Below are 212 nucleotides of genomic sequence, written 5' to 3'. Positions count from 1 at the left end.
CGGTGGTTCGAGTCCACTAGGGCCCACCATTTAAGCCTGTAAAAAGTGAATAAGCCTAAAGATTAAGCAGGTGAAGCATTGGGCTACATTAGCCTCAAAGCATCACTTCACTATTTGGGTTATGTATGGGGGCGAAGTTAGGGGCCATAGCTCAGCTGGGAGAGCGCCTGCCTTGCAAGCAGGAGGTCAGCGGTTCGATCCCGCTTGGCTCC

Annotated in this window: 1 tRNA gene; it reads left to right on the top strand. The window is 52.4% G+C overall.

The annotated features are described in order from the left end of the window. Positions 1-140 precede the first annotated feature (140 nt). Positions 141-212 (top strand) — tRNA-Ala (locus FS806_RS25540).

This window comes from Paenibacillus sp. 32O-W (assembly GCF_007679495.1).
GTDB lineage: Bacteria > Bacillota > Bacilli > Paenibacillales > NBRC-103111 > Paenibacillus_L > Paenibacillus_L residui.
This window is presented reverse-complemented; position numbering and strand designations above follow the sequence as displayed.